Annotated in this window: 1 protein-coding gene; it reads right to left on the bottom strand. The window is 67.4% G+C overall.

The features are described 5' to 3' along the window. Positions 1–531: hypothetical protein (locus RF645_RS13350; protein WP_368819280.1), on the bottom strand; the 531-nt coding region annotated here is incomplete at both ends.

Here is a 531-nt window from a genome sequence, read left to right as displayed (position 1 = left end):
AACGCGGCTACGTCCGAGTGGCCACCGTGGAGGTGGAGGTAGGCGACGACTTCTCCTGCCGCGCGCCCAGCGGATTCACCGGTGGCCCCGTGGATCTCGGGCTTGCCCATCAGGCTCAGCTCGATCCTGGCCGGGGATTCGAGGGCTTCCTCCCGCACCTGGCCAGCTTCCTCGAGCTCGGGAAGATCCGTGGACTCGGCGGTGGTCTGGGGCTGCTCCTCCTTGATGGCTTTGCCCGCAGCGGGCTCGTTGTCCATGGCCTCCAGCGTCTCTGCCGACACGTCCGCCTCCGCAGCAGAACTGGTGGAATGCAGCTCTTCGGTGTTCTCGGGATCCTGTGGCTGATCATCCGCCCCGGTGCTCTCCACCTCGGGCGCGTTGAACATCGCCTCCAGCGCCTCAGCTGACGCCACATCCTCCTCAGCCGCTCCGGTGCCGGCGTTCTGCTCGAGGTCCGGGTGGTCCTGGGGGTCGCCGTCTCTCTCCGTCTGACCAGCCTCGGGCCCGTTGAACATCGCCTCCAGCGTCTCT

The organism is Kocuria sp. CPCC 205260 (assembly GCF_040981045.1).
In the GTDB taxonomy this organism is placed as follows: domain Bacteria; phylum Actinomycetota; class Actinomycetes; order Actinomycetales; family Micrococcaceae; genus Kocuria; species Kocuria palustris.
The sequence above is the reverse complement of the archived record's forward strand: the minus strand, read 5'-3'. Positions and strand labels throughout refer to the sequence as shown.